At 46.6% G+C, this 19,246-nt stretch carries 30 protein-coding genes; 2 read left to right on the top strand and 28 right to left on the bottom strand.

Going from position 1 to position 19,246, the window contains the following annotated elements:
- The 12 genes from CEV08_RS05890 to CEV08_RS05835 form a co-directional block, all read right to left on the bottom strand.
- The coding region (locus tag CEV08_RS05890) for a DUF4815 domain-containing protein (protein ID WP_143434455.1) at positions 1–938 on the bottom strand (938 nt) is incomplete at its 3' end.
- A gap of 1 nt (position 939) precedes the next feature.
- The gene (locus CEV08_RS05885) at positions 940–2,046 is read right to left on the bottom strand and encodes a phage tail protein (protein WP_100130766.1); all 1,107 of its coding nucleotides are present in this window, start codon (positions 2,044–2,046) and stop codon (positions 940–942) included.
- A complete protein-coding gene (locus CEV08_RS05880) occupies positions 2,046–2,912 on the bottom strand; it encodes a baseplate J/gp47 family protein (protein WP_100130765.1) in 867 nt (288 codons plus the stop codon). Before CEV08_RS05880 ends, CEV08_RS05885 begins: the two co-directional genes overlap by 1 nt.
- Positions 2,899–3,285: a GPW/gp25 family protein gene (locus CEV08_RS05875; protein WP_100129454.1), complete on the bottom strand. Its 387-nt coding sequence runs from the start codon at positions 3,283–3,285 to the stop codon at positions 2,899–2,901. Before CEV08_RS05875 ends, CEV08_RS05880 begins: the two co-directional genes overlap by 14 nt.
- 3 nt (positions 3,286–3,288) lie before the next feature.
- A complete protein-coding gene (locus CEV08_RS05870; RefSeq protein ID WP_100130764.1) occupies positions 3,289–3,486 on the bottom strand; it encodes a hypothetical protein in 198 nt (65 codons plus the stop codon).
- A gap of 12 nt (positions 3,487–3,498) precedes the next feature.
- Positions 3,499–4,092, bottom strand: a complete 594-nt coding sequence (locus CEV08_RS05865) for a phage baseplate assembly protein V (protein ID WP_100130763.1) — start codon at positions 4,090–4,092, stop codon at positions 3,499–3,501.
- Positions 4,089–4,610 (bottom strand): hypothetical protein, encoded by a 522-nt coding sequence (locus tag CEV08_RS05860; protein ID WP_100130762.1) that lies wholly within the window; start codon positions 4,608–4,610, stop codon positions 4,089–4,091. Before CEV08_RS05860 ends, CEV08_RS05865 begins: the two co-directional genes overlap by 4 nt.
- Positions 4,607–5,101 (bottom strand): phage virion morphogenesis protein, encoded by a 495-nt coding sequence (locus tag CEV08_RS05855; protein WP_100130761.1) that lies wholly within the window; start codon positions 5,099–5,101, stop codon positions 4,607–4,609. The genes CEV08_RS05860 and CEV08_RS05855 overlap by 4 nt, the downstream gene beginning before the upstream one ends.
- Position 5,102: 1 nt before the next feature.
- Entirely contained in the window at positions 5,103–5,525 is a 423-nt protein-coding gene (locus CEV08_RS05850; protein ID WP_100130760.1) for a DUF1320 domain-containing protein, read from the bottom strand.
- A 15-nt stretch (positions 5,526–5,540) separates the two neighbouring features.
- Positions 5,541–6,506 (bottom strand): capsid protein, encoded by a 966-nt coding sequence (locus CEV08_RS05845; RefSeq protein WP_100130759.1) that lies wholly within the window; start codon positions 6,504–6,506, stop codon positions 5,541–5,543.
- Between the two features lie 12 nt (positions 6,507–6,518).
- Positions 6,519–6,860 carry a DUF2190 family protein gene (locus CEV08_RS05840; RefSeq protein ID WP_100130758.1) on the bottom strand — a complete coding sequence of 114 codons (342 nt, stop codon included), beginning with the start codon at positions 6,858–6,860 and terminating at the stop codon, positions 6,519–6,521.
- Positions 6,857–7,897: a phage protease gene (locus CEV08_RS05835; protein ID WP_100130767.1), complete on the bottom strand. Its 1,041-nt coding sequence runs from the start codon at positions 7,895–7,897 to the stop codon at positions 6,857–6,859. The genes CEV08_RS05840 and CEV08_RS05835 overlap by 4 nt, the downstream gene beginning before the upstream one ends.
- Positions 7,898–8,273: 376 nt before the next feature.
- Here CEV08_RS05835 and CEV08_RS09550 point away from each other — a divergent pair, with 376 nt between their 5' ends.
- The gene (locus CEV08_RS09550) at positions 8,274–8,426 is read left to right on the top strand and encodes a hypothetical protein (RefSeq protein WP_180753562.1); all 153 of its coding nucleotides are present in this window, start codon (positions 8,274–8,276) and stop codon (positions 8,424–8,426) included.
- Positions 8,427–8,474: 48 nt separating this feature from the next.
- Positions 8,475–8,627 carry a hypothetical protein gene (locus tag CEV08_RS09545; protein WP_180753561.1) on the top strand — a complete coding sequence of 51 codons (153 nt, stop codon included), beginning with the start codon at positions 8,475–8,477 and terminating at the stop codon, positions 8,625–8,627.
- Between the two features lie 150 nt (positions 8,628–8,777).
- On the opposite strand, the gene CEV08_RS05830 is transcribed toward CEV08_RS09545, so the two are convergent.
- The 16 genes from CEV08_RS05830 to CEV08_RS05755 form a co-directional block, all read right to left on the bottom strand.
- Positions 8,778–9,983 carry a phage head morphogenesis protein gene (locus CEV08_RS05830; protein WP_100130757.1) on the bottom strand — a complete coding sequence of 402 codons (1,206 nt, stop codon included), beginning with the start codon at positions 9,981–9,983 and terminating at the stop codon, positions 8,778–8,780.
- On the bottom strand, positions 9,976–11,553 hold the full coding sequence (locus CEV08_RS05825; protein WP_100130756.1) for a DUF935 domain-containing protein: 1,578 nt from the start codon (positions 11,551–11,553) through the stop codon (positions 9,976–9,978). The genes CEV08_RS05830 and CEV08_RS05825 overlap by 8 nt, the downstream gene beginning before the upstream one ends.
- 12 nt (positions 11,554–11,565) lie before the next feature.
- Positions 11,566–13,188 (bottom strand): hypothetical protein, encoded by a 1,623-nt coding sequence (locus tag CEV08_RS05820; protein ID WP_100130755.1) that lies wholly within the window; start codon positions 13,186–13,188, stop codon positions 11,566–11,568.
- A complete protein-coding gene (locus tag CEV08_RS05815) occupies positions 13,181–13,762 on the bottom strand; it encodes a phage protein Gp27 family protein (RefSeq protein WP_100130754.1) in 582 nt (193 codons plus the stop codon). The genes CEV08_RS05820 and CEV08_RS05815 overlap by 8 nt, the downstream gene beginning before the upstream one ends.
- Entirely contained in the window at positions 13,725–14,081 is a 357-nt protein-coding gene (locus CEV08_RS05810) for a VpaChn25_0724 family phage protein (protein WP_100130753.1), read from the bottom strand. The genes CEV08_RS05815 and CEV08_RS05810 overlap by 38 nt, the downstream gene beginning before the upstream one ends.
- On the bottom strand, positions 14,078–14,392 hold the full coding sequence (locus CEV08_RS05805; RefSeq protein ID WP_012231817.1) for a DUF2730 family protein: 315 nt from the start codon (positions 14,390–14,392) through the stop codon (positions 14,078–14,080). The genes CEV08_RS05810 and CEV08_RS05805 overlap by 4 nt, the downstream gene beginning before the upstream one ends.
- Positions 14,389–14,547 (bottom strand): hypothetical protein, encoded by a 159-nt coding sequence (locus tag CEV08_RS05800; protein ID WP_245407054.1) that lies wholly within the window; start codon positions 14,545–14,547, stop codon positions 14,389–14,391. The genes CEV08_RS05805 and CEV08_RS05800 overlap by 4 nt, the downstream gene beginning before the upstream one ends.
- A gap of 46 nt (positions 14,548–14,593) precedes the next feature.
- Positions 14,594–14,935, bottom strand: coding sequence for a hypothetical protein (locus CEV08_RS05795; protein WP_100130751.1), 342 nt, complete (start codon positions 14,933–14,935; stop codon positions 14,594–14,596).
- Complete coding sequence (locus CEV08_RS05790; RefSeq protein ID WP_100130750.1) at positions 14,928–15,215, bottom strand: hypothetical protein; 288 nt, start codon at positions 15,213–15,215, stop codon at positions 14,928–14,930. The genes CEV08_RS05795 and CEV08_RS05790 overlap by 8 nt, the downstream gene beginning before the upstream one ends.
- Complete coding sequence (locus CEV08_RS05785) at positions 15,212–15,793, bottom strand: glycoside hydrolase family 19 protein (protein ID WP_100130749.1); 582 nt, start codon at positions 15,791–15,793, stop codon at positions 15,212–15,214. The genes CEV08_RS05790 and CEV08_RS05785 overlap by 4 nt, the downstream gene beginning before the upstream one ends.
- 160 nt (positions 15,794–15,953) lie before the next feature.
- Positions 15,954–16,367 carry a helix-turn-helix domain-containing protein gene (locus tag CEV08_RS05780; protein ID WP_100130748.1) on the bottom strand — a complete coding sequence of 138 codons (414 nt, stop codon included), beginning with the start codon at positions 16,365–16,367 and terminating at the stop codon, positions 15,954–15,956.
- 7 nt (positions 16,368–16,374) lie between these two features.
- Positions 16,375–16,992 carry a regulatory protein GemA gene (locus tag CEV08_RS05775; protein WP_100130747.1) on the bottom strand — a complete coding sequence of 206 codons (618 nt, stop codon included), beginning with the start codon at positions 16,990–16,992 and terminating at the stop codon, positions 16,375–16,377.
- Positions 16,993–17,016: 24 nt separating this feature from the next.
- On the bottom strand, positions 17,017–17,640 hold the full coding sequence (locus CEV08_RS05770) for a DUF3164 family protein (protein ID WP_100130746.1): 624 nt from the start codon (positions 17,638–17,640) through the stop codon (positions 17,017–17,019).
- Complete coding sequence (locus tag CEV08_RS05765; protein WP_100130745.1) at positions 17,624–17,902, bottom strand: hypothetical protein; 279 nt, start codon at positions 17,900–17,902, stop codon at positions 17,624–17,626. Before CEV08_RS05765 ends, CEV08_RS05770 begins: the two co-directional genes overlap by 17 nt.
- On the bottom strand, positions 17,902–18,177 hold the full coding sequence (locus tag CEV08_RS05760; RefSeq protein WP_100130744.1) for a hypothetical protein: 276 nt from the start codon (positions 18,175–18,177) through the stop codon (positions 17,902–17,904). The genes CEV08_RS05765 and CEV08_RS05760 overlap by 1 nt, the downstream gene beginning before the upstream one ends.
- On the bottom strand, positions 18,174–19,205 hold the full coding sequence (locus tag CEV08_RS05755) for an AAA family ATPase (RefSeq protein WP_100130743.1): 1,032 nt from the start codon (positions 19,203–19,205) through the stop codon (positions 18,174–18,176). Before CEV08_RS05755 ends, CEV08_RS05760 begins: the two co-directional genes overlap by 4 nt.
- Positions 19,206–19,246 lie beyond the last annotated feature (41 nt).

Raw genomic sequence — 19,246 nt, 5'->3', positions numbered from 1 at the left:
ATTTTGATAAAAGAGGTGATGCTTTTGTCCGGCACGCCATCACGCCCAGCGGCAACCGCACCGCGGGTGATTGTTACGGTTTTTTCTTTGGTCAACAAAATGGAATGAACAGCAGCAATGGGAGCGTAATAGGTTTTAAAGGTAAAGCTTGTTTTTCCCTTTTGGGGCACAAAAATATGGGTTTCACTAGGGACAGCACTTGTCGAAAAGTCTTCCACCTCTTCATAGCGCAAAGCGGCCAAACGCTTGCGTTTAAAACCATTGATATTGGCTTCTCCCTCTTGAACACTGAACACCTGCTTTTGTCCCTCTTGCCCCAAAGCTGTGACACGGCATCCCCCCACGATATAATGTCCATGGGCGCGGTCGTATGTTGCAATGGCTTGCATAGCGGGTTCAAGCAGTGAGGGGGATTTTTGATCAATGAGAACACCATCTTGCAAAATATAAACCGGAAAGAAAGCCCCTTGCTGGTCATCATCTTTGAGAGCCCAGACAAGTTTTGCGATCTCACGTGCCGCACCGGGCTCTCCTTCTGCCAAGGATCCTGGCACTTGTCCTAAGAGCTCTGGATCATCTTCATAGGTCACCCATTTCTTTTGCAACTTTACACCGATTTCCACGCGCCCACTCATGGAAATATTGGTGAGAACAGCATTTGAGACGGGAAAGATATCGCCTGCGATATAAATCTTGCCCTCCGTTAAGGTAACGGTTTTTGTGTCTTTATTGACAAAGGCATCTGCTCGTTCAACGCGGTCTCCTTCTTGTGCCACAAGGCGCCCCAAACGGTTATGGCGCCCTYTTATGATGGTTTGCATTTCATTGAGTTCACCACCTTGAAGAAAAGAGCGCCTGCCATAAAACACCACGCTTTGTTGTTCATCTTTGCCAACCGATCTATCAATTGCAAAGGGTAGTCCGCTTTCATGTTTCATGTTAAAACCTCAATAAAATCTTGAATTGTTCGCGAACATCAGCACGCAAAGGAATGTTGATCGGTGTTTTGAGAATTTCTACACCACCCTCTAGCCCATGGGCTTCAAGCCACAATTTACCAATGGGAATATCTTGTTTTGGAATGCCGTGAACGAGAATGGAAACAGAGGCGGCTTGTTTGTTCTCAACATCCTCAAAATCTGTGCGGGCTGCAAGAAACAGCATGGTGCCAGTTGGGGAAGGGTTAAATCTGTTACCACAATGGCTATAGGCGCCATCGATCGCTTGTTCAATAGGCTGGACAATGTTGCATCTTCGATACCCAATCAGAGCATTGTTTGCATCTCTTAACACTAGATAAAGGGGACGGTTTTGGAACCACTCTGCCATAAGGATATCGCGTTCATGTTTTTTAACCGAACACCACGGAAAATTTGCCAAATCCCAAGGATAATCGATTTGGTTCCAGCTTAATTCCTCGTCAAAGTCATCAATCCAGTTGCCAATGCGTTTGCCTTCTTCTTTTGTGAGTGTGTGATTAATTTCTGTAGTGCGTCCAAAGGAAAACAGAGTGTCACGAGCTGTTAAGCGCACGCCACTTTCAAAATCCAGCATGCTGTCATCAAGGCGTGACATATCGCATTCTGTGGCCCCCACATCATAACCATAGGTGCTACGTCGAAAATCAGAGCGAAAGCTTTTGGAAAGTTCCACAATGGCTTCAATAGCCTCAAGAGAGTTTTGTTCAGGCAATTGATCAAAATCAAGTTGAAAGGAATTCCACCATGCACGCTCAGACCATGCGGGCTTAAAGTGCGCAGAAAGTTCTAACCATTGAAGTCCCAATTCAATAGCTGCAACAGAGCCACGAATATTTTGCCAAGAAAGTCCCTGGTCAATCAGATCATAAGAATTCGAAAAATAAGGGGTGAGTTCTTGTAAACCATATTCATCAATGAGAGAGGGCAACCAAGAAGGGGGGCGCGTGATGAATTTTGTACGGGGAATGTCTTCGAGTGCCCTTTTTACTTGAAGATCAACAGCCATTGCCTCAGCAAGGCAGCGTTCAAACAAGCTTGAATTTGGGGGCAATAACAACGAGACCATTAATAAGCGTGCCCCCGTAATGATAAGGCAATTTCCCCCAGTGCCACCGCTTCATGAGGGGCGACCAGAATATCCTTGCACGGTTGCGTTATCTCCACATGGTGTACACCCTCAACCATCAAGCGGCTGAGTACCCAACTTAAAGAGAGATCACGCCCAAGCCTCCATGTACGCGCCCACTCTTCTCTCAAACTCTGCTCTGCCTTTTCTAAAACAAAGGAGCCTTCATCCGGTAATAACCAAAGATCAGCCGAAATATTGATCACCCGCTGCACAGCACTTTTGACCAAGATGTGGTCATTGGTCATTTTAACATGGGGGCAATCAAGGGCTGCTTGTACCTTGGCAATCAAAGCCTCATCAGCCACCCCTGATGGACTATCACTAAAAAGCGCCACATGAATAAGCGGGCTTTTGCCCACACGATAAACAAAAGCATCTTTGACGTGAATATCGCTTGAGAGGGCAAAATATTGGTAGCGGGGCACTGTGCCCCCTGTGGAATGCCCTTGCCTATTTAAGCGAATGCGGCGGCGAAACCGCGCATCATCTTCATCTAAAAGGCGCGTAACCCCATGAAAATCCCCCAAATGGTCTAAACTTGTTCCACGGGCAAATTCGAGCAAATTGTCTCGCGCTACTTCATTGATCCGTTGGCGCAACAGCAACTCTTCATAAGCAGCCGCTTGTAATTGAATGACCACGGGATCATAGGCGGTCTTTTCCACATTATAAGGGATATGATGGGCTGCAAAAACATCCACCAAACGCGCAATCTTTTGCTCTAAAATTGCTTCAACACAAAGCTCTTCAATAATTTGTGGCAGAGGGAGTTGTGAAAAGGCTAAATGTTCAAGCTCTGCCATAAAAAACCTCTAAAGGAAATTGCCTCTCTTGCCCATGGGACCAATCCCCCAAATGTCCATCGGGATAAAAAACACCTCTTAAAACAAAGTGGAATATCCCCTCACGCGTTGCTTTGTTAAGATCAATCCTTTGCAATGAGAACCCAGGCTCTCCGCATTCTGGATCATCGAGCGCGCAGGCAATGGCTTGATAAAGACACAAGATTGTTGCAGGATCAGCATTAGCGTCTTGGAACTCCCTAACATCACACCCATAATGGCGACGCAAAACCCGTGTTCCTATCCTTGTCATTAAACATTTATGGAGTGATTGTTGGCAATGGTCCCAATCATATAAGAGAGAGCCATCCTTTTCGCTTATCCCGCAACGCATGGCTTATGCCCCTTTGCTTGTCTTTGCGGAAGAAGCCGTTGGGGCCGCCGCAACAGGGGCTGGTTTTTCAGCAATCTGACCAAGAAGCAAAGGATATTTTGCTGCCTCACTGCTTAAACGGATTTCTTCACCCTTGCCTGGTGAACGGTTGCCTGCAACAAAATCGGCATTGGTTAAAATAACATAAGTGTTCTCATGCATGATAAAACTCCTTTAAAGGGGGGAAGAGGTTGTGGAAGGACCCATTTTGACCCCGCCGTGTTTATGGCCCGCGCCAACAGATTTTTGATTGTGCTGTAAATCTTCTGCTTCAATCTGCACACTGCCCGTTAATGCAACACGGGTTGATTGATGAGAAAGTATGAGACCTTGTGCACTCAAACGAATTTGGTTTTCTCCATGGGAGAGAATAAGTTCATCTTTTGTCATCCGCAAAGCGCCCCCCGCATAACAAAGCGCCAGCTCTTGCGGCGAGCGTGCGGGGTTAGGCATATCCTCACTATAGCTATCGCGCACCACCAGAGAGGCAGCGCCAATTTCACCATGGGGGTTTAACAACCGCACCGGATCACCAACATGGAGGGGCATATTGCTGGAAACAGCCCCCGCCGCTTCTTGCCCTTGCAGCCAAGGCGATAAAACCGCTTGTCCATTAGCACTCTCAGAGAAAAGTTTCACCCGCACCCTATGGCCATCAACTTGCACAACCCGCCCAATCATGTGCTGGTTGGCAAGACAGCGTTCAAGCGCATCAAGACGCTTCATAATTTGCCGAAAGGTATCGCTTAAGAGATGTGCATCATTCATGTCCCCACCTCATTGTCCCGTGAGATCAACCCAGCTTTGAGTTGTCCCGCATCAGCAAAAATATCTTTTCCCAACTGATATAAATCTTGGTGCCATTCCACCACACTGATCGACACACCACGCTGCTTAATCGCCGCAGAGATAATGGGATCAATTGACACATCCCGCGGGGCACTCAAATGTGTCAATCCCCACAGTTGTCCGCTATGGCATAAAACCGCGATAGCTTCTGCTAAAAGCCAACTTTGGATATCACGCTCTTTACCCGTGGTGATAATAAAAGCCCCTAAATGGAGATCCGCACTCTGCTGCCCAGAAGCCACAGAAGTTAAGCGACTTTCTAAAACCGCAACACGCACAGCTGGTGCTACAAGCATTTGTGTTTCCAGTTCTTCTAAATTAAAGCGTCCAAATTGACAGGCGCAATCACGCACATCCGGCAAAGCGCGTTTAAGGCTCTTTATCACCGCCTCACGAAAGGCATTAATCCGCCCTGCTTGTGTGATCATTTGACTCATGAAAACACCCTCTCAAGCCAATCTTCTGCCGCTTTGACAATTTCCACTTTATTTTGCTCTGAAAGCCCCAAATAAGGGCGCGCCGGCATGGTTACCTGATGCACACACACAAAACGCTGTGCTTTGCTGCTTTTCAGAAAAAAGCGAAGGGTTTTGCCATTTTTGGGGCGAATAACCCCACCCAATTGATGAATCCGCGCATAAACCAACCCACTCCCTACCATCACCTTTTCTGGTGAAGCTTTCATATCAATGGAACGTGAGAGCGCTCCACTGGCAAAAAGAATAGAGGTACGGGCATGGTTGTTTTTCCACTTTTCTCCTTGGGGGCTTGTTTTTTCACTTTGAATCCGCCGTCTTGTGCTCTCTTGAATGAGACGTCCAACCCCTTGTGCTAAAGTTCCCATCGGAGCATGAGCCCTCTTTTGTAAAAAGGATAAAGCCGCTTCAAGCCCTGTCTCTTTAATCTCAATAGCACTTGAAACAGACATGTTATCTTCCCATCAAACGCGGTTTGGCATGGAAAAAAGCCCCATCACGAAGTGGTCCATCTTCGCTCATAATTTTAGGCTCATTCACACCCAAACCCGCTTTGCCTTCCCCAATGCGTTTTAGCAAATCAACCGCTTGTTTGTAACGATCTTCAATGGTGGTGGTCAGTGCCGTATGGCGTATGGCTAAATTATAAACAGCAATATTGACACAAATCATGCTGAGAGCTGCCGGCTGTCCAGCAATGGGGACACAGTAGCGATGAGACAAATGTACATCAATTTCACCACTTGCTTGGTTTAGCGCAAGATCAATGGCTTTTTTTAAAAGAACTGGATCAGAATGCTCATCCACCCCACATAAGTCGCTCAAGAAATCTTGACCCCAGAGCTCTTCAATCAATCTTTTGCTTGCATACGCCATCTTTTAAAGATTCCCTTAAACAACATCCTGCAGCAACACACCGGCATCTTTTGCGGCAACCAATTCACACACGCGTTCACCAACACGCACCCGTTTACCGCCCGACAAACCGATATCTGGATCTTGGATCACTCCAGACAAACGCTCGCCCAACTGAGCACTAAAGCCCCAGCTAATCACCGAACCATCCGCCTGTTGTTTGGTAGGATCAATATAAAGCAGAGCAATCTTATTACCCCAAACACGCGCCAATTGTGCTGTGCGTCCTTTGCGGGCTAAATTCACTTGCGATTCACCAATGAGTAAACGCTCAGGGTGTATTTCCATCAGATCTGCAAACTGTGCTTTGGTGACAAAACCATCAGCAGTCCCTCCCCCTTTAACGGCTTTGATGATTTTAGGGTGGCGTTTGAGTTTTGACCAAACAACTTTGCCCATCACAAGGGTGTTGGGCGTATAGATGAGACTTTTATCCATGGCCTCATCTAAAACAGCATAAGGGTCTGATTTCTCATAATCACTAAACTTATCCTCACCTTTAAGCGTTATCACCCGCTCTGGTGCATAATTTTTATTGTCTTGCACAAGCGCTGCCACCCGCACTTCACGCCCCAATTCCAGCAAATTGGCAAGTCCTTCCACAGCTGTCTTTTCGGGGTTATAACGAGAGCGCTTTTCTGCCCGTGCGCGGGCTGCCGCCTCAATATCGGAATTGGGGATGAGATCATCAAGCCCGTAATCTTTAACACTAGCTTCCCGTTCAAAGGCAGAAAATTCCACCACATTCGGGCGTCCTTTCCGCCCTATCTCAAGTTCCGGTACCGTAAAATTTTCCGCTAAGGGAAACTCACTATATTTAAACACCTCACTTAAAACACAAACACGGGGCAAAACTTTATCGCCAATAAGAGAGCCGGCTGGATTGCGATACCCAATAGCAATAGCAGTGAGTGTTGGATCAATGGGAAAAGGTCTGTTCATCATAAGCCTCAATTAATTAATTTTAAAAGAAATAACATCACCAGCAGAACCATCACTCATAGCAATACCAATGGTGCGGTCTGCAACTTCAGCCTTTATGGCGTGCCCTTTGGGGTCAGAGGTCAAAAAATCACCAAAGGAAACATTGCCCCCACAGATCACTTCGCCCCAGCCACATTGACCAACATCAAGCATCTCACCAGCCTTTGCACTCAAAGAGCCCGCAGTGCCTAATAATTTATCACCCTTTCCAGAAGCCGTTGCCACCATGCCCTCAGTTCGTGCTGCAACAATGCAATAAGGTGAAATTTCCCCAGCAGCGCGAAAAGATTTAATCAAAATCATCGTACTCATAATGGACGCTCCTTTTGTTCACAAATATGATCGACCGCTTGGCTAATGGTAATGTCCCACCCTTTTTTCTTCTGCTCTTCCCTGTAATGGCGCGCCGCAAGAGCAATCTCTTCTGGCGAAAGCTTTGGTTCTTGTACCAAAGCACACACTTCTAAAGAGCTTGTAGATGCCAAAGCCGGCAATTTCTCAACCAAACTCTTAAAATGCTCCACGCCCCCTTCAAGGCGACAAAGCGCACGATATTCTGCGCGTGCAGCCGGCAAAATCTTGCCCTCTTCAATAGCCTTATCTAAAAGACTCTCAATGGCGGCATTTTTCTGCTCTTCTTGCAAAAGCGCTAAGTCCTCTTGCGCTTTTGTTAATTGAGCACAAAGCGCCACGCGTTCTTTTGCCCGCGTTGCAATACTTGCTAAAATCTCCGCAGGTTTTGCGTCTTCTGCCAGCGACAGTGCACTGGCAATGGCTGTCAAATCCATCATTTTCTCCGTTAAGGTTATAGGGGAGTGTTCACGGCTTAAAGCCGTCATGACAAGGGCTGGACGGTTCACCAAACCAGCACCAGCTAAATTTAAAATTTCACCTTTCTTCGAATGGCGAAACTCAGGGGAAAGATAGCGATATTCCCGGGCCACAATCTTTTTGTTTGCCATATCGGTCCATTTAACCCGTCCCCAAATCGCACCATCCCGCTCTGCTAACTCTTCAATCCAACCGCTTGCCGGCGCTTCCAAGCCATTTCTCGCACGGTGATGTTGCCCATGCTCATAATCAATCACAAGCGGTCCTTTATTGGCTGCAAACGCTTTTAAAATGGTTTGCGGACGATAATGCCATTGCCGTCCATCACGCGCCTTCACATGGGGCGCTTTGGGCAAAAGCTCGACCCACTCAGGCGCTTGGCTAATGGTGGCGTCTTCACATGAAATGTCTTGGCATAAAACGTCTGGACAGAGATCTATTAACGCGGCATGAAATGTCTCACCATGACATATCTCAACATGCCCATCTTCGCCATTTTCGTGAAATTCTTGCTCCATAAACATTGCCTATTGCTTTACAATTGTCATTGGCAATACAATGCATGAAACCGCTTCACCTTATAAGTCTGACAGTGTCAGTCAAAAGGGCACTTCTTAAAAAAAAACACCCGTTTAAAAAAGGATGTGTTTTAAAAAGTACTAGCACTCTTTTCTCCTCTTATGGCTTGTAAGAGAAAACACCCGTTTCAAACTCTCTCATAAAATCGTTTTCAAAGGCACTTCAAAGGCGATAGAGCGCCGTTGTGAAGTTAAAAGTACAATTTATCACTCCACACAAAAAAGCCTCTCACAAGTCGTTTTTTAAAAGATTGCTTTTGGACGTTGAAACTGTTAGATTACCCGCGAGGCGTGAGCCAGTTATACCAGGACGGCTTTGCCGGATCTGCGAGGAGTTGACCGCCCTCCACGCCTTACTCTTCTCCCTCACACCTTACTCTTTCCACAAAAGCCAGCAGATCTTTCCGGTGTTCTCTTTACAACAACCGCTCTCAAACCGTTTTTTTTAAAGATTGCTTTTGGACGTTGAAACTGTTAGATTACCCGTGAGGCGTGAGCCAGTTATGCCAGGACGGCTTTGCCGGATCTGCGAGGAGTTGACCGCCCTCCACGCCTTACTCTTCTCCCTCACACCTTACTCTTTCCACAAAAGCCAACAGGTCTTTCCGGTATTCTCTTTACAACAACCTCTCTCAAGTCGTTTTTTTTAAAGATTGCTTTTGGACGTTGAAACTGTTAGAGTCCCCGCGAGGCGTGAGCCAGTTATACCAGGACGGTTTTACCGGATCTGCGAGGAGTTGACCGCCCTCCACGCCTTCTCATTTTTCCTCACACACCAGTTCCTTCTCACAAACACCAACAGAGCTTTACGGTATTCTCTTTACAACAACCGTTCATCCTTCTTTTCGGCAGCATCGAGAAGACGTTTAATTTCGCGAAAGCTCTTTTTATGCATGGAACTCAACCACCATTCTTGTTTACTTGCCACAAATTTAACTGCTAAGCGCCACCATGCCCCATCACTTTCACCAAAAAACACAACGCTCGGCACACCTTTGCGCCTGATAACACCATGGGGTTTTATGAATGTTTGAATGGCGCCACGAAAATCATCCAAGCGAAGATCACGCGCTTGATGCTCTAACAAAATATGTTTCACACTGTCTGAAGATAAGCGAATAAGAGAACCCTCCCCACCAAAAACATCACGCACCTTTTGGATCATGGGGGCAATGGGTATAAATCCACGTGGCATATGTCCTTCAAACATCGCTTCCAAAAGGGGTGAACCCACAATATCTTCAATGGCAATGCGTTTCTGATTGTCCCCCATGGCAGCAATTTTATCACTCAAAAAATTGCTTAAATTTTGCGCCCGATGTTTTCCAGGGTTCAAATGCCATCCAGGATCAATCCCCTTTGGTATCTTTTCAACGCGCCCCGTCCGCTTATTGTGCCAAACCCGCTCCTCCACATGGGGTGGTGCTGCCCCCTCTTCATAGCCTAAATTGTCTGCCTCATAACGGCTTACTTGCCGCACACTACATTTACACCGCCAGCCATTGGGTGGATAAAGCCAATCCCAAATGGGATCATCAACAGGTGCCGTAAACCCCACCCAACTTTCATGTTCTAAACGCTTATGTTCTGAACTGGACAAAGCATAGGTGAGATAGGGCAAAAATTCTTTATTATTTTGTGTGCGCTCCCATTCACCTGCCGCATGCGCACTCATGGTATTGGCCCAATAAACCGTCTCTAAACGCCGCGGGCTGCCTAATTGCACCACACTCTTTTCACCCGTTTTCGGATCACGCGCTAATTTTTTCCCCCACCACCCTTTTTCCTGCAAAATCGGCATCAGATTTTTTTGAAACTCTTGCAAAGAAACTTGATGTTTTATAGCCTCTCCAACCGCTCGCTTAAAATCTTCTAAAATGTCATAGCCTAGCGATTTTGCCACCGTAAAGGAAAAGGCATGCTCTTCTGGTGCTATATCCCGCCAATCAAAGCTTGGAACAAGCGCTTTGGCTTCAAAATAACGGGTCACCTCTTTGGGTGCCGTTTTAAAAAGTTCCTCATCCATGATACCCAAGCCCACGTGCAATCATTTGTACTTTTGCCAAGCGCGCTGCTAAGGCATGATGATCCATCTCTCCCAATAATTCATCTAAGCCTTTAAGGATATCCTCATAACTTTGAGCCTCTCTCACAAGCTTTTTAAAAGGCTCTAAAAGGGGTTCTAAATCCTCTTCCCAGTCGCTTAAAGCTTCTGCAGAAAGCCGGTCCAATTCGTCGTGATGTTTCCCACCCTGCTCTCCTTTACCCTGCTTTCTTGTCACAGAAATATCAACAACACCCCCGCAATCAGAACAAACATGAGCCTTTTGTTGCCCAGCATCATCAGCTGTAAGAAAAGGAGCCTTTAAAACATCCTCTCCCTTTTTGGGTTGCGAAAAGCCAATCTTATTGCGCACTTCTTGCGCCCCCACATGCAACCCCAAGGGAACAAGTTTTTCCAAAGCATCACTGATGGCTTTAATATCTTCATTTTCTGAAATCGGCCAATAGACAAGGGGCGCGCGCTCTTGGGGTCCAAAATTAATCTCAACAAAAGGCACAATCAAATCACGATTAGCTGTCAAGGCTAATTGGCGTGCATCGGCTCTTGCAATATCATGGCGTACATTTTCATGAATGCGCGCTTGCGAAAAAGACGAACCATCATCCGTCGTCATGGTTTGCCCCAATACCCCTTTCGAAATCTGCCGATCTAAATATTCAGCCTTCGCAGCAAAAACCGCATTGCCACTGCCCCCTGCGGCTTCAATAAACTCAATCTCCATCTCTTTGGGAATAATCGCTGCTGCATCACTGGATAAATCACGCACCGCTTGAATAAGAACCCGCCGCTCCTCATGAGAAGAGCTTGCCCCATATTTACCAACACGCAAAGGCATGCCATAAACTTCTAAGAATGCCATCCAATCTTTTAAGGTATAAGACTTAAAGAGAAAGGCCCAAGCCGCAAGACGTGCAAGTCCAGAACGAATAGGCAAACCGCTTTTAAGCTTGGGTCTGTGAATAGAAAATTTATAAGCAGGCAATTCACTTCCATGCAAAGACCCCTCTTCTTTTAAACGCAAATGAAAGCCATCCCGCCGATCCAATTGAAAAAACCGCTGGTCACGCCATTTCCAAGCAACCGGCCACCATTCCTTGGCACTCTTGTCCCACAAAGTTTCAACAACCGCATAGCCTTTTCCCAAAGCATCTAATAAATCCGCCACATAATCATCAACAAAGGTAGGCGCACTGATCACTTCCCGCACCGCATCCGCTATCTTTTTGTCCTGTGCACTGTTGCTTGCGGCAATCACCCCAGGCTCCACTCCTGTTAAGGCATTTTTACGCATGCCAAGCACAGCACGATAATGCAAATCGCGCTCTTCCATATCATCAGCCAGTTGAAAAAACTGTTCTGGATCCCCCCTTGCTGCCTGCTGCAAAATATCAGCAAGTTGCGCAGGCGTCAAACCACTCACAACAGTTTGTGACCACACATCACGAACACCCCCAACGGTAGGGCTTGCGACTTCCCGTTCCAATCCCTTTATCTTGAGAGCCCTGCCCCATTGGTCTAAAAGTTGTACCATCTCACAATTCCCTCAATAAATCTTTGATCGCATCGTTGAAAAAAAAGCGTTTGAAAAAAACGGGTTTTCATCAAAGCCATAAGCCTCTCTTACAGGCGTATACTCATAAATTTCCGGTGTCTGCCGGCTGGCAAAATAAGCCAAAGCACAAGCAATAGCGCTATCCCCATGGCGCATAAAACCGTCACTACCTTTAAAGCGATGATTGTCTGGAATTTTGACAATGCCATTGACATAAGCAAGGGCTTGATGATCCGCAACAATATCGCTATCGCGCGGCAAAACAATCGTCCCATCCCCAAAGGCTTCTAAATAAGCCGGCATTTCCTTGCCATACCAACTTTGTGACAAGGGAACTTCCTTGACAAGACCCCCATAACGCTGTGCTGCTTTTTCCGCTAAATAAGCCCCATTGCCCCGCGCATCTAACGCACCCCCCAACAAACGTGGCAGTCCACCCACAACATAAAATAAAATCTCTCTTTGTTGATCAAACGGCATATTGCGCAATTCCACCATAAACCGCACACGGCGCACCAAATCTTGTCCCACTTCCATCACCACAATGGAGGTAGCATCACCAGACCTAGCAAAATCAACACCAAAAACATGTTGGCGCCGCCGATCAAGCCTAGCATGCAAAGGCTTGATATGCTTCTCACACCAAGAAAAAGCAGCAATACTTCGTTGATCATCCGATTGATTTTTAAAATCATCCACACAAGCAAAACGCAACACCGCAATATCTTTCGCACAACAATTTTCAATCTGCAAACGCGTTAAAGCCGCCCCTTCTTGATCCGCCGGTATGGCATCTAACTCTTGGCGCATCGCAGCCAAACGCACCCCATAAGAAGCACGGATTTGCTCTTCCCATTGTTGTTCTGCTCCCCTACTCCACACCGCCCCCTTCATGGCACAAACCCGTTTAAACAAACCATTTTTAACCGCTGTGCTAAAAGGGTAACAATGCAGAGAAAAAGGAACCTTGCCTGCTTTTGCCTCACGGATCAGTTCATTGAAAGGATTAAGCACACCATTATGGGTGGAGATCACACGGATTTTGCCCCCCCAAATGAGCAAAGCATTCACCGCATCCAAAACAGCACGCACATCTTGATGAAACGCCGCCTCATCAATCACCACAATGCCCTGTAGTCCGCGAATATTTTCAGGGCGGCTTGAGAGCGCTTCAATACGAAACCCAGAAGCAAAGCGCACCCGATACGCAGAGATATATTTCGTGGAACCATCAGCCCTTTGATCTGAGAATAAAAATTCCTCTACATCACCACTGTGGCTTGTAATTGCCGAAGCAAAATTGCTCACATAGCCAATAAATTCCCGCCCCTTGTCTTTGGTATCACCAATATAAAAAACATTATCACCCCCAGCCTTAACGCTCGCTGCCGCAATCAGTGTATCATCCAAAGCTTCTGCAAAAGTAATGCCGGTCCGCCGCCCCTTTTCCACCAATTTTAACGCAGACTTATCCTCAATCCATGCCCGTTGATGCGCCATCAAAACCCCTTCCGCTAAGGGATCACTCTCTTTGGGAAAAGTACTCCTCTGCCAAATGTCAAAATGTGCCTGATCTTCAACAGCAGGGCTTCCACCCATCTGCCTTTCAGCCATGTTTTACCCCCAACACTTGCGCACGAATAGCCCGCGCTGTTTCTTCTGAAAGCCCCGCCGCTGCTGCTGCTGCGTCAACCGCTTTACTTGCTTTTTGGGTAAAATCCTTTTCTAATCTTTGCCGTCTGGTGGTCGACAAATGTTCAGCCGCCAAAACCCCTTTAAGCGCATTAGCCAATTCTTGGGCTGCCTTTGGTGAAAGGCTTTTTCCACTGCTTAACGTCGAAAAAATCAGCTCTTTAATCGCGGCGGCTGTCAACAAAGTAATATTATCAGAAGCCTTCGCATCAAAACGCTGCGAAAGGCTTGCGGCTATTTCACGGGTTTGCTCCAAGCGCCTTGACATCACAGCCAAACGCAAAGAATAACGATTAAAACTCGAAAAGGAGGGTATAGAAAAGTTGAGACCCATTTCTTTTTGTAAAGCCTTCAAAGCCGCTTTAAACTCGCCATAAATAGCCATTTGCGTCTTTTCACGCCCATTTAAAGCCTCAGCCGCCTCTGCAATAATTTGATCACAAGCTTGCGGCAATAAATCAATCGCCGTTAAGCGGCCACGCCCGACCTTGCGCATCTTTTACCTCATCTCTTATTGATAAACGTTTAGGCCGCTTAATCCCCTCAATCGAAAAGCTCCGGTCTAAATGACGCGCCCCCCGTTCCGTTAAAGCCGCAAGCAAAACAGAACCCACACATTTTAATGTCACAGCCCCTTGATCTTCCATAAAAGCCAGTTCATTGCGGACAAAATCACCATCACGCCTAATGCCGTAACTGTATAAAAGCCGCTCAATCATCGCACTCGATAAGGTTTCGCTACGCTCACAAGCAAGCCCTTTTAAAATAATCAACCGCGCTTCTTCACGGATGATTTTATCCATATCTGCTTTCATTTCTTGGCATTCTCCAGTAAAAATTCTTGTAAGCGCTCACCAATGGCTGCCACCGGTTGTAATTGCGCAGAAAGCGTATTGAGGCGACCATTCAATTTCTCCATATTCACTTCCAACCTCTGCAGCGCATCACGATCAGGCAAAAAATCCATTTCCGTCTCTAACTTTTGCACACGCTCTTTAAGCACCGTGATGTCTTTCAACATTTCCCGCGCACCAGAAGAAAAATAAGCTTTTAAAACCCCGCAAATGGCCACAATGGATAACAACAAAGACAACCAACCATTGGCCACACTAATATCTAAATTCACGCCCCCCTCCTTGATCTCATTAAAACTGCTTTAACCGCAGCTTTTCTGCGCTGTTCGCAGACTAATAAAGCAGCACGATCACGCCCCCAATAATGCACCACTTCGCGCGCGTTCAAAGCACGCTCCGGCAACAAAGAAGGTCGCTTACACGCCACGCGAACAACAGGCGGCAATTCAGATGATAAAAACGAATAAGAAAAGCTATCCCTTAGCTTGGCTGTTGAGCAAGCGCACACGCTCAAGCCCAAGACAACCGCTAGGAACAGTTGGCAAAACTGCATTGACCTCCTCCATTTTTGTAAGCTGTTGTTCCAAACTAGAAATCACCGCTTGTGCTTGATGCTCTGCTCTTTGCGCAGCCTCTCTTTGCCTCTCTTGTTCAAGCCGTGCTTGTAAAGAAACCTTGGCAATCTCCAAGCGCCAATAGGCATCACGCGCCTTTTCCGCCTTTAAAACTTGCGCTCTCATAAAGCCAAAAGCCGCAAACATCACACCGCCCCAAAAAAGCAAACCCAAAGACAGTTTTGAAAGTGGGCTAAACATGGCGCTTATCACCCCACCCCGTTATCTCCACCTCATCATAGACGCTGCTATGCCGCTTATGGGAATGTTTCCTATTGGAAAAATCCAACGAACCAAAACCACGATGCACGCCCAAATTCCCAACGATAATCGCCACCATCGAAGGAATAGAAATCGCTGCCATATCAACAATATGCGGTGCTCCCCACAAGCCACCAGAAACGAGCAAAAAAATAACCCCCCAAGCAAACCAAAAGGACCACCATAAATAACGTTTCGAACCACGATAAGAGGGTTTCATGCTTCCACCTCGCCTCCAATCCCCAAAAGCTTTTTGGCGCGGTTTAAATAGGTCAAGCGGTGCACAAGTCCATTTCTTCCCCCATTAATCGCCTTGGTAATTCCAACAAAATCATCTCGATCAGCAAGCTTGTTCAAGCCTTTCATCTGCCAAAACCAAACAGCCGACCAAAGGGCTGCAGGAAATTTTTCCACCACTTGCGGAAATGCCTCACAATCAACCGCTTGTTCATCAACTGAGCACCAAAACTTCGTAAAACGACGGTAATTATTGCGCCCCGTCAACTGGATCAAACCACGCCCCTTAAAATGCACCCCATCACCAGGATTGATATTGCCTAAATCACGCCGCCCCTCATAAGCGCGCCCTGAGGCATATTCACGCAGGGTAAAAAAGCCATCACTCTCATGCGCACATTGGCTTAAAAAATGCGCAATACGCAAATGCGTCGTTATCCCGCCATAAGATAAAGCTTTAGGCAGAACGCGTGCCATTTCAACAATAATAAAATCTTGGCGCGCATGATGCGCTAATTTAGGCGCAAGTTGATGAAGAAAAGAGGCATCTATAGAAATCATAACAAACCACTCAATGCATAAAAATCCATGCGCAGTTTATGAAATCTCACACCCCCATATAAGTCTGACACTGTCAGTCACTGAGGTCATCACCCGTCTCATAACGCTATTTTACGGCATCACAAGACACCCTAAACACTATGGTGAAGCTTAAAATCATTCAAACTATGGAGTCATAAAACTCTGGAAATAACGAACCTTGGGGATCTTGCAAAGATATTTTCTTCTTCAAGCGATAGGCTGTGCGCACATGCATACCAGAAACAGCCGCAGCAGCATCCGCAGACAAGCCTTTTTGCAAGGCTTTTATCATTTTTTGCCGCCGGAATACATAGCTACAAAGAGGAATAAGAAGCCGCACCCCAGAACCATTCAAACAAAAATAGCGAATGAGTTGCTCAGCTTCTTCAAACCCTACAATTTCAATCAACCAATCCGCATTCTCAAGACGCCTAGGGAGATAAATTTGTCGCCCTCCAAAAGCCCGCACCATATTCCATGCCGCCTCCATACCCGCAACATCAGCGATTTCACGTAATATAAGGGGAACATGGTGATAATCTTCATCGTCCATGGCTAGCCTACCCCTCGCTTTGAATACCTTTACGGATTTTCCGCCCCCAAACATTCATAACACGCATAAAATCGCCCCCACTCATCTCGCAAAAAGCTTTACCACTCACCGCCATAACACTTTGTTGAAAAGCTGTCTCATCAAACAAGCAACCCTGATGCAAACGCTTCCACTGGGCACACAAAATGGCAATGCTTGGGTGTCTTCCCCATAAATCTTGGCGGCTTTTTCCTCTCCAGTCAACCCCACCCTCTCGCTGCAACCAGCTTTTCAACGCCTCAATGGCTTTTGCAGCATCATCGCTATCGCGTAAAAAACGAATATGATCAATCCCTGTCTGTCTTTTGACAAAAGCAAGCAATGCCCTATCACAACGATCACGAATGATGCCAAGATTCCACCCAGAAATCCATAAGGCTTGAAGCTTTTTGGCATATTTGCCTCTCAAAAGCTTGCCATTGACCCCACCCCCATAGGCACGCATTTCTTGCATCACCAAACGCTGTTCTGAAAAATCCAAATCTTTTGCCGATTGTTTGCCCGTCAATCGAAAAAGCAGGGCGCGATAGGTCTCATCATCAAGACCTAACGCGCGTTTGCCCATATGAATAGCCGCTAAAGACATGGTATCCCCTTAATTTCTCCTCTTTTAAGTCTTCGCCAAATCAAGCGTTACAGCCCGCCAAGGGCTTTCCAACGTATCACGCTCATAAAAACGCACATATTCTTTAGATGTTGTCACACGAACGGCTTCACGGATCGCCCGCATCGCCTCATTCCAGCGGGGATCATCAATATCCAAACGCAACAGCATAAAGATTTCGCCGCGATTCACCTTGCCTTCTTTATCCGTATTAAAAGCGCGCGTAATAATCGCGCGGATTTCAGGGCGTGCATCCGCAGACCATTCATTCAAGCATTCATCAAGAAGGCTTTTGGCAATTTGCAATTGCGGACCAAAATCAAAGCTTTCTTGTACCTGCACCTTAATACGTTGCAAACCATCAAAACTGGTGTACGTACAATTGCCCTTTTTACCACGCCGCTCCACACCATATTCCTGCGCAAGCAAGCCATCAAAAGCACTCAAATCCGCAAGCGTATGGCTGTTAAAACGCGCAATCCTTGCCGATAATTCCTTCGCATATCCCATAACCTTACGCACTGTTTCGTCCTCAAGCAAATCCTCAGGACGGATCAAATTGACCGGTACCAAAGCCCCTTTTGCATCTCTCATATAATGCACACCTTCAAGCTCAATTTGTTGATTCATTTTTAATTTCCTCCTGTGTTTCTTGAAACCGGCGAAACGGCACAACTTCACCTCGATGAGGTACACATCCCGCTTTTAATTGCCAACGACACCGCATAAGCTCATGACCTAAAATGTGGCTATAACCCGAAAGACGACGCAAATACTCCGTCAATTCTCGAACATCTTGCCCACTCATAAAAATGCCATTCACCTCATACTTCAAAAAGGCAGAGCGCAAAGCAATCAAGCACTCTCTCACCATATAAGGGTTGCGTTCCATTATTTTTCTCCTCCAAAATCCATATGAATAACTCTTCCTCTCTCACCCTCATCACTCTTAGAATGAGAAACTTTACCACCAGACAAAACTTCCAAAGCCTCCCTTTCTAAAACCGCATCGGCTTCGCTTAAGCGGTGAATACTCAGTTCCAATTCAAGCGATAACGCCAAATCAACACACAATTTAAGCGGCTCTCCAATATCCAAACCCCGTTGATAATCATCATAAAGACCAACAAGCGTATTCGATAATTCCTTCGTGTTTAAAGGGATCATGCCAATTCCTCCACATCGCGGTTTTTCCATGCTGCTTTGACATGTTTAAGCGTCACCTCACCCCCATCTCCAAGCGCTGCCATGCGCGCTAACATCATCGTCTTGTCAATTTGCCGCAAAGCCCCAGCTTTTAAGCCAATCCCTGTCAAAAACTTTATCGCACCAGCATCTTCAATCCCCCAATCATGAATACGCGCCGCAATATCTTCGCTATAAGGCTTGCGACGTTTTAGATGCATTGCCAAGCGGCTTTTAATTTGCGCATAAGAGGGACCATTTTGACGATGCACAAGGCGCCCTGAAATCTCATCATTGCCCACCAAAGCAAGCCCTGTGCCATTAATATCAACAAAATGGCGCAACTGATTAATCGCCTCATCCGTTAAATTTTGCGCTTCATCCACAATCAGCAGTGTCCCACCTCCCACACGCTCTAATCTCTTGCCAATCGCACGCGTTAAGCGGGTGGGGTTATATTCAACCACTTCCAATTCTGCTGCCATATCATTCAAAATACCATGAACACTGCGCGTATGCGGGCTTGCTGTCACAAGGTAAACATGCGGGCGCGTTGCGCGGTAATGACGACACGTTTCCGTCTTACCATTGCCCGCATCAAGCGTAATCATCACCATATCACCCGTACTTTGCGCAAGCGTTAAAGTATCAATGATCTCACCCGCTATACGATTCTTTTGAAACGCAGGCTTTTCAGGAATCTTCTCCAAAAACCCCGCTGTTTCTTTTAAAGCATCAACCCATTGTTGAACCTTCGCATTCTGCTTACCCAACTGCCCCGCATAACTGCCCGCATACCACTGCGAAAACGTCCCATCCGGCATGCCAATGCGCCGCGCCACTTCTGCTTTTGACCAATCATTCATTTGTGCCAAAGCGCGCACCGAATCCACAAGCGTGTTCCATAAAGCAATATCATCACTATTGCGGTTTTGCGCTGCTCCATCAGGCTGTTTTTTGGGGCGTGCCCAAGGATTTTTTTCAACCGTTGCATTTATCGCGTACTTCATGTATATTCCCCTTTCGTATTGATTTAGACATCGACAAGGGG

It is taken from the genome of Bartonella tribocorum, assembly GCF_002778015.1.
Taxonomy (GTDB): domain Bacteria; phylum Pseudomonadota; class Alphaproteobacteria; order Rhizobiales; family Rhizobiaceae; genus Bartonella; species Bartonella tribocorum_B.
This window is presented reverse-complemented; position numbering and strand designations above follow the sequence as displayed.